Raw genomic sequence first — 8,488 nt, 5'->3', positions numbered from 1 at the left:
CTTGGAAAAGAAAGGTTTTGTCCATTTACCAAAGCGCTGGGTTGTTGAGCGAACTTTTGGTTGGCTTAACTGGTGTCGGCGTTTAAGTAAAGATTATGAACGACTACCAGAAACCTCTGAGACTTTTATTTACATTGCGATGATCCGGATTATGGTCAGGCGACTGGCATAATTTTTGACTCGCTTCGACTTTTAAAACATCCTCTAACACCATTTGGGGGTTGTGGTGTTCGACTACAAGCGGAACCTCATGGACAGCAGTTGGTTCAACAGTTACAACCAGTTCTAAATCACTTCAAACAGCAACTTTTACACCTAATATTTCTGGCATAGGTCGTTGTGAAATCCGCAAGACTGATGGAACTTCCAACAGAACTAACATTGATGATATTGTGATTACTGATTTTGGCTCTTCTACTCCCTCTCTACCTGCTGGTTCTGTGCCATTTTTTGACAATATCAATAATCCTTTATCTGGACTAGCATTCGGCAGCCCAGGGGATGTTACTCCGGTTGCTCCAACTCTGAATGCCTTTGATAGGGCAGTTACTGATCTTTGTGGACAACCTGGTACAATTGTCAGCCCTTCTAACTTCCAGTTGATGATGACAAACAATCCTACTGTTTTGGCAAATATTAAACAATATGTAGGGGGATATCTGGTTTTAGGGCGCACTTCCGATGCAGATTTTTTAGCTGACTTGACTAATGTCTGGTTTAATGCTGATGGTTTTGATCATATTTTTTGTGGAGAACCTGTTGCAGGAGGTTCTATAGGTGGATTGCACTTTGTTGGTCGTTATGTGGAGCTTCAAGAAAAGGGTTTAGCGGGAAGATTAAATAACAACACATCCAGAGAAGAAGTTGTTCCCAATGCCATTTATACTATTGGTGCTATTGTCAAAGTTGGCAATACTACTGCTCAGTCCTCTATAAAAGGTTATGCTTATACTCTCAATGCGGAAGAAATTCTTTCTATAGTGGCTTTAGGTTATAAAAATAACCCTAATACCAGTTCTACAAATACTGTTTGTCATTTGAATGTAACTGATCAGGGTAATACGTTTAAAGCAGTATTTGTGAGAAGAGATGGTGGAGTCCGCACTTTCTATCCTGATGCTACTCCTGGTAGCAACCCTATATGTGTGCAGTAATGGTTAGATGCCACAAAACGATCGCCCCGGCAATCTAGTAGTCTGCCAAGGAAACTTTGCATGGTAGTTAGCAGAGGGGCAGAGGGACAGAGGGGCAGAGGGGAAAGAACTTGGTATTTGCCTCTCCTCTGCTCCCCTGCTCCCCTGCTCCCAGCAATTTTGGGTTGGCGAACTACTAGATTTTCGTTGATTCAATTTAGCCGATTTAAAATTCTTATGAAACTCATTTCTGTAAATATCGGATTGCCGCGTGAAGTAGTCTGGAAAGGGAAAACAGTTAGCACTGGCATTTTTAAAGAACCAGTCAGCGATCGCGTGATGGTGCGTGTACTCAATTTAGACGGTGATGGGCAAGCTGATTTAACCGTTCATGGAGGAGCAGACAAAGCAGTTTATGTCTATCCATTCGAGCATTACGATTACTGGCGAGGTGAATTGCCTGATACAGAGCTACCGCTAGGCATCTTTGGCGAAAATTTCACGATCGCTGGACTCAGAGAAGAAGATGTGAATATTGGCGATCGCTTTCAAATTGGCACTGTCAAACTGATGGTGACACAACCTCGCCTACCCTGTTACAAACTTGGGATTCGCTTTGGACGACCTGATATAGTTAAACAATTTCTTGCAAGTCGTCGAACCGGATTTTATTTTCGTGTTTTGCAAGAGGGCGAAGTCGGAGCCGGAGACACTTTAGAGTTGGTGAGCCGGGATGACAACAATATTACTGTTGCAAATATCACTCAGCTTTATACTCGTGAGCAGAACAATCCAGAGTTACTTCACCAAGCTGCTCAACTTGAAGCCTTACCCAAAAGCTGGCGCGACTACTTCCAGAAGCAAAGTCGTCGGGAATAACCCAATATTCTCTTTTCGATGCCGTTAACAGTTAACAGTCAACAAGTACGAGCTACACGTTAACGTTTTGTTCTTTTGCCAGAAGTGGTATATTGGCACTTGACCCGACCGAGTATAAACTATGCATCAGCCCACATAACAGCGAAGTCGAGGTTTTGTACTCAGTACTACAGGACAGGAAAGGGGAGTGGGCAAATGAACAAAAATACTGAGCAAGGTAGGGTTTTTTCGCTGTTTAAAGGTGTACCTTTAAGTTGCATCCTAGTAGCGTTGTTTCTGTTGCAAATCTTTCTAGCCGTGGGATTGACTGCATATTTATCAATCAGCAACGGGCAAAAAGCAATCAATGAGGTAGCTAGCGAATTGCGTCATGAAGTCGCTAATCGCGTCGAGCAGAATTTACAAACTTATCTGTCAACCCCGCGTCAGGTACTAGGCGAAAATCAAAATGTCATTAATATTGGGTCGCTGAAGATAGAAAATCTTGCAGCCTGGGAGTCATATTTAATAGAGCAGTTAAAGATTTTTCCAGATGTGTTGGCTTTAACGGCCAGCAATGAACAGCAGGAACACCTAACGGTAGAGAAGCTAAACGATCGCCAATTTTTGCTCAGAACAGCCGGAAAGTCAACTGGTTACGACCTCTACACTTACAGAATTGACTCTCAAGGTCAACGTACCCAGCTACCAGAGGTGATTAAAAACTATGATGTGCGATCGCGTCCTGATTATCAAGCAGCAGTTAACGCCAAAAAATTCAGCTTTAGTCAGATTTTTACATCCCTCACTGACCCCACACTCCTTATTAGTGCATCTCAACCCATCTATAACTCCCAAGGTCAGTTACTCGGAGTCAACAGCACTTTAACTCGTGTATCACAAATTGGAGATTTGCTGCAAAATATTAAAGTTGGCAAGTCTGGGCAGATTTTTATTATCGAGCGATCGGGGCTATTAGTTGCAACTTCCACAACCGAAGAACCATTCCGCTTACAAAATGGTAAACCCATTCGGTTGGCAGCTTCCCAGAGCGGGAATTCTTTTACTCAAGCAACCGCTAAATATTTAACAACTAAATTTAGTAACTTTGACCAGATTCAAAGTTTACAGCAATTAGATTTCTCTGTTGACGGCAAACGACAATTTTTAGAAGTTAGATCGTTACAGGGCAAACCAGATGTCAATTGGTTAATTGTGGTGGCTGTTCCCGAAGCAGACTTTATGGGACAAATTGATCGCAACACTCAAACCACGATTTTTCTCTGTCTGGGAGCATTGGGACTAGCTACTTTATTGGGGATTGTCACTGCCCGTTGGATAACTCAACCAATTCTCTACTTCAGCACGGCGACAAAAGATTTAACCGATTTTACCAATGACGAAAACTCAGTGGTGAAAGTACAAGGTATTAAAGAACTAGAGGTGCTGGGTGAATCTTTCAACGAGATGACGCAGCAGTTACGCAAAACCTTTACTGCACTAATTACCAAAAATGAAGATTTAGAACTGCAAGTTAAGCAGGAAAATCAAAAATTACAGCAAGAGATTCAAGAACGGATTAACAGTGAGCAAAAACTGCGCCAGCATAATCAAGTATTGGCAGAACTAGCAAATCACAAAGCAATTTTTGAAGGAAATCTGGAAGCAGCATTCAAAGTCATCACAGAAAAAGCAGCCAATGCTTTAGAAGTAGAGCAAGTGAGTGTGTGGTTATTTAATAGCGATGTCCACGATAAGCTGCGCCAACGCACCAAACTACAATGCATAAGTCTCTATGAACGTAGCCAGCAAAAACATTCGGCTAATCTAGAACGTTACCTAGCAGATTATCCAATCTACTTTAGAGCTTTAGCATCTGTCCGCACCATCACCGTTACCGACACTCGCAACGATCTACGGGTACAGGAATTATGGGATGAACTACTAGAACCAAAGAATATTGTATCCCTAATTGATACTTCTATTTGGGTTGGGGGTGAAGTAGTGGGAACAGTATTGTATGAGCAAGTTGGTATTCCCCGGACATGGGAACTGAGTGAGCAAAACTTCGTTAGTTCAATTGCGGAATTTGTCGCTGTAACTTTAGAAGTGTGCGATCGCAAACGTGCAGAATCCTCATTGCGTGAGGCTAAAGAAGCTGCTGAAGTGGCAAATCGTGCCAAAACCACCTTTTTAGGAAACATCAGCCATGAATTGAGAACTCCCTTAAACTCCATTTTGGTAATCACAGAAGCACTCCAAGATGAAGTATACGGCCGTGTGAGTGAAGAACAGCGTCAATCCTTAAAGATGCTCGAATCTAGCGGTAAGAACTTACTAGAATTGATTAACCAAATCCTTGACTTTACCGACACTCAATCTAGCAAGATAGAACTGCAACTAGCTGCTACTTCAATTCAGGGAATATGTGACTTCAGCCTAAGTTTTGTCAAACATCTGGCGTTTCAAAAAAATATTCGATTGAGGGCACAAATACCTGAAGAACTTGAACCCATCCAAGTTGATGAACCCCGCATTCGCCAAGTATTTATTAACTTGTTGACTAACGCGATCAAGTTTACCAAAGAAGGCGGCGAAGTCTGGATTGAAGTCCAGCCAACTTCCACAAATGAATATATCTTTTTCAGCGTGGTAGATACGGGTATTGGTATGCTTTCCGATGACCTTTTTAAATTATTTCAACCTTTTGTGCAAGTTGAAAATGCCTCTACTCAACGTTCCCCAGGTACCGGTTTAGGATTAGTAATGGTGCAAAAAATTGTCGAGTTGCACGGTGGAACTGTCCATGCTGAAAGTCAGTTAGGCAAAGGTAGTCGATTTACAGTCAAACTTCCTTGGAAAAAAGTGCGGGAATAAGGGAGTGGGGATTTCTAATTGAAGGAGGCAAGAGGCAGGAGGCAGGAGGCAGAAGGCAATAGGCAATAGGCAATAGTCAAGAAGGCTTCTTAGTTGTACTGAGTTTTTTCAGAAATCAAATATGAGTCCTATAGTAAGATCCCCTTAAATCCCCCGATAAATTGGGGTATTTAGGGGGATATAAAACTTTTGATACCGACAAGAGGACTTTTCAAACATCCTCTGAGAAAGATTATGATATAGCCGTAGCCACATAGGTTAGGACATTTTGAAAACCCCAAGGCTAGGAATAGTAATACTTTTACCTCCTGCCTCCTGCCTCCTGCCTCCTGCTATACCACTGGAGTTGCCCTTAAACGTGTTGCTGTGCTTTTGCGAATGCGATCGCTTTTGCGAACACCACCCGCCATTTCATATTCACGGCTATCTTTGCCGTACTTAAAGGCAACTCCAAGGAGCATTTTTCCAGTCAAGTCGCTCAAAGTTGTTTCCAACTCTTTCATCTCATTTGTGTAAGAGTCAATCACAGCCAGAGTGGTATTATAAACATCTATTTTGCTACGGTACTGCTGAATTATTTGTGTAAGATTTTGCAAGTTTCGAGCATCCCCAAAATCCATGCTGGGATCAATTGCTTTGAGTCCGGCGATTCTCAACTCAGCTTTCTCTAGAACGCGATATGTACGCTTTTGCCGAGGCATAATTATCTTCTTTTTATGGTGTTCTAGAGCTAGCTTGCCCTACTAAAACCTAATTTTGGTTGGGTAAAATCCACAAAAATTGGTATTTAATATAACAATTCACTCAGCAATATCAACTAAACTATGATGTTTGTAACGAAAATCGTAGTGGTGGTAACTAAACTCGTAACAATGTAACAAAAATAATGATGTTTGTAACAAAAATCGTAGTGATGGTAACTAAACTCGTAATAATGTAACAAAAATAATGATGTTTGTAACAAAAATCGTAGTGGTGGTAACTAAACTCATTATTTTAGTAACTTAAAGCGCAATGTTTAGTGGTGATAATCTAGGTTTTTTAACTTAATTGCGAAATTTATAACAAAAGTGGTGTGGTAATAAGTAAATAAGATACACATAGTCAAGGCAGGATATGATACTTGAAACTGCGGCGATCGCTGTTGGCACTATAATAGCCACCAAAGCCTTAGAAAAAACGGGCGAAAAAGTAGGTGAAGCTTTATGGGATAAGACTGGTAAGTTTCTTGTCACCCTTAGAAAACAGTCTCCCCAGACTGTAATTGCTATTGAGAAAGCGCCAGAGCAACCACTCGACTATGGCAAAGCTGTACTAGAAGTGGAATCTGCGGCTAAAGCTAATCCTGAAGTGGCAGAAGCAGCTAAAGAATTGGCAGAAGCAGCTAAAGCAGAACCAAATCCTAAACTTGCAGAAATTCTGGCTATGCCTAACCTAGAGAAATTGGCAGACAAAATTGGTCAGGTTGTTATGCCAGGTGGAACAGGAAATATTGAAAATATGTCCTTTTAAATTATCAGCAGTTATTAGTTATCGTGTGACCTAACCCCCAACCCCTTCTCTACAACTACGGTGTATACACAAGTTATTGAATCACTACCAGTTCTCGAATTACCCCACCCTAACCCTCCCCTTGCAAAGGGGAGGGAACTAGATTTTCTTGTTTCCCCCCTTTACAAGGGAAGACTAAGGGGGGTAATTCGACTTGTGTGTACACCGTAGCTTTGGCAAGGGGGAGTTAGAGGGGGTCAAAAGGACTAGTGTGTACGCATAGCAATTTCGGAGAGAGGTCTTTCAGTTTTTGTGAACAGCAAGATTTAACTATGTATGCCTGAAGACTCTGGCAAGTTTGCCGACAAAGTTGGCGCTTTTGCCGCCCCTGGCGCTCAAGTCAACATTGGCACTCAAATTATTGAAGGGCAGAAACAGCTAACTCCCACAAAATCTATTCCTTATCGCGGTTCTGTTAATTTCGTCGGGCGAGAAACGGAACTGACAATGCTGCATGAAGACTTGCAGCGCGGATATTATGTAGCAATAGCGGGAATGGGTGGCGTAGGCAAAACTGAATTAGCCACCCAATACGCCAGACGATACAAACAAGATTATGGGGGAATTGCCTGGTTTAACGACAGAGAAAGCAATCTCGCCGCCGAAGTTTTAGAGTTTTTCTCATTGCAGCTTGGTTTGGAAATTCCCCAGGAATTAGGAGGCAGACTTTTAAGCCTTCAAGAACAAATCGCCTGGTGTTGGTCTAGATATCCTAACTCTGACTTGCCGATTTTAATCGTCTTCGATGATGTAACTGATTTAGACAACCTCCGCCAAGTCGTTCCTGATGATAATTGCTTCCGAGTCTTAATTACAACTCGACTGCGGCATTTAGACCCAAATTTTATTCAAGAGATTCCCTTAGATGTTCTTTCACCCCAAAAAGAACCAGGTAAAGCTTTAGAACTGTTAAAACGACTGTTGGGCGAAAAAGATAAGCGAGTTGAAAACCAGCCACAAGCCGCAACAGCAATATGTGAATGTCTGGAATATTTGCCCTTGGGGATAGAGTTAGTTGGAGGTTATTTAGTACGCGACCCGGACATATCTTTAGATATCATGTTTGGGCGATTGCAAGAACGTAAATTAGCAGAAGCAGCTTTACAAGACCGGGAAACTCTCAACTCAACTCAACTGGGAGTCAAAGCCGCCTTTGCTTTAACTTGGTCAGAACTCGACCCACTGGCGCAACAACTAGGAATATTTTTGAGTTTATTTTCTCCCGTACAGATTCTTTGGGATTTGGTGATTTGGGTGGCGACAGAAAGTCAAAAAGCAGAGGAACAGGGGAGCAGAGGAGCAGAGGAGAAAAATGACCCACAAGGGGAAGTAGGAGACTTAGACACCTCCCAAGCTGAAGAAAACAGTCCCCCCTGCTCCCTGCTCCCTGCTCCCCTGCCTCTTCTAACTTGGTCAGAAGAAGAATTAAACGCAGCGAAAAAGCAACTCTACGGGCGCAACTTGCTGCAACTAGTAAAAGACAGCGAAGGATATTATAAAATTCATGCCTTAGTGCGGTGGTTTTTGCAAGGGCAGTTAGCTGAGGCTGGCGAGATGCAAGCAGTTTTAGAAACAACCTTCGCCACTGCCATGATAGCCTTTGCTCAAATCCTTCCTTATTCAGCTACTTCTGAGCAGATTGAAAACCTCAGAGATATCATTCCCCATCTCGAAGACTTGGGTAAACGCATAATTGCAGAGATAAAAGAAACAAAAGAGGCACAGATAATTTCTTTAGCATCAGTTCCCAATGATGAAGTAATTTGGGTATTTGTAGGGGTAACAAGATTTTACGAAGGACAAGGATTATATCAATTAGCAGAACCTTGGCATGAAGAATGCGTAAATGTTTGCCAGTCCTTGTTTGCTGGGGAGCATCCCAATGTGGCTACTAGCTTGAACAATTTAGCTAGTCTCTACAATAGCCAAGGACGCTACAGCGATGCCGAACCTCTGTTAATTGAAGCTTTGGCAATGAGAAAGCGCCTGTTTGCTGGCGAGCATCCGAATGTGGCTACTAGCTTGAACAATTTAGCTAGTCTCTACAATAGCCAAGGACGCTACAGCGA

General features: G+C 42.3%; 7 protein-coding genes. 6 read left to right on the top strand and 1 reads right to left on the bottom strand.

All coding sequences use genetic code 11. The features are described from left to right. The 4 genes from A4S05_RS37700 to A4S05_RS37685 form a co-directional block, all read left to right on the top strand. Positions 1-172 (top strand): transposase (locus tag A4S05_RS37700; protein WP_141699932.1); only part of this gene is annotated, 172 nt, incomplete at its 5' end. 49 nt (positions 173-221) lie between these two features. Then, positions 222-1,154 carry an EndoU domain-containing protein gene (locus A4S05_RS37695; protein ID WP_370684518.1) on the top strand — a complete coding sequence of 311 codons (933 nt, stop codon included), beginning with the start codon at positions 222-224 and terminating at the stop codon, positions 1,152-1,154. Between the two features lie 216 nt (positions 1,155-1,370). Continuing rightward, positions 1,371-2,012 (top strand): MOSC domain-containing protein, encoded by a 642-nt coding sequence (locus A4S05_RS37690; protein ID WP_069074844.1) that lies wholly within the window; start codon positions 1,371-1,373, stop codon positions 2,010-2,012. A 195-nt stretch (positions 2,013-2,207) separates the two neighbouring features. Then, a complete protein-coding gene (locus A4S05_RS37685) occupies positions 2,208-4,868 on the top strand; it encodes an ATP-binding protein (RefSeq protein ID WP_069074843.1) in 2,661 nt (886 codons plus the stop codon). 332 nt (positions 4,869-5,200) lie between these two features. Here A4S05_RS37685 and A4S05_RS37680 read toward each other — a convergent pair whose 3' ends face one another. Beyond that, positions 5,201-5,569, bottom strand: a complete 369-nt coding sequence (locus A4S05_RS37680) for a hypothetical protein (protein WP_069074842.1) — start codon at positions 5,567-5,569, stop codon at positions 5,201-5,203. A gap of 415 nt (positions 5,570-5,984) precedes the next feature. On the opposite strand from A4S05_RS37680, the gene A4S05_RS37675 reads away from it, so the two are divergent. Together A4S05_RS37675 and A4S05_RS37670 are read left to right on the top strand one after the other, a co-directional pair. Beyond that, positions 5,985-6,380 carry a hypothetical protein gene (locus tag A4S05_RS37675; RefSeq protein ID WP_069074841.1) on the top strand — a complete coding sequence of 132 codons (396 nt, stop codon included), beginning with the start codon at positions 5,985-5,987 and terminating at the stop codon, positions 6,378-6,380. 315 nt (positions 6,381-6,695) lie between these two features. After that, positions 6,696-8,488, top strand: a 1,793-nt coding sequence (locus A4S05_RS37670; protein ID WP_141699931.1) for a tetratricopeptide repeat protein, incomplete at its 3' end; no start/stop codon positions are given.

The organism is Nostoc sp. KVJ20 (assembly GCF_001712795.1).
Taxonomy (GTDB): domain Bacteria; phylum Cyanobacteriota; class Cyanobacteriia; order Cyanobacteriales; family Nostocaceae; genus Nostoc.
This window is presented reverse-complemented; position numbering and strand designations above follow the sequence as displayed.

Coding starts and splice junctions, on each gene's coding strand:
- A4S05_RS37690 (WP_069074844.1), top strand. CDS start 1,371: ATGAAACTCATTTCTGTAAATATCGGATTGCCGCGTGAAGTAGTCTGG.
- A4S05_RS37685 (WP_069074843.1), top strand. CDS start 2,208: ATGAACAAAAATACTGAGCAAGGTAGGGTTTTTTCGCTGTTTAAAGGT.
- A4S05_RS37680 (WP_069074842.1), bottom strand. CDS start 5,569: ATGCCTCGGCAAAAGCGTACATATCGCGTTCTAGAGAAAGCTGAGTTG.
- A4S05_RS37675 (WP_069074841.1), top strand. CDS start 5,985: ATGATACTTGAAACTGCGGCGATCGCTGTTGGCACTATAATAGCCACC.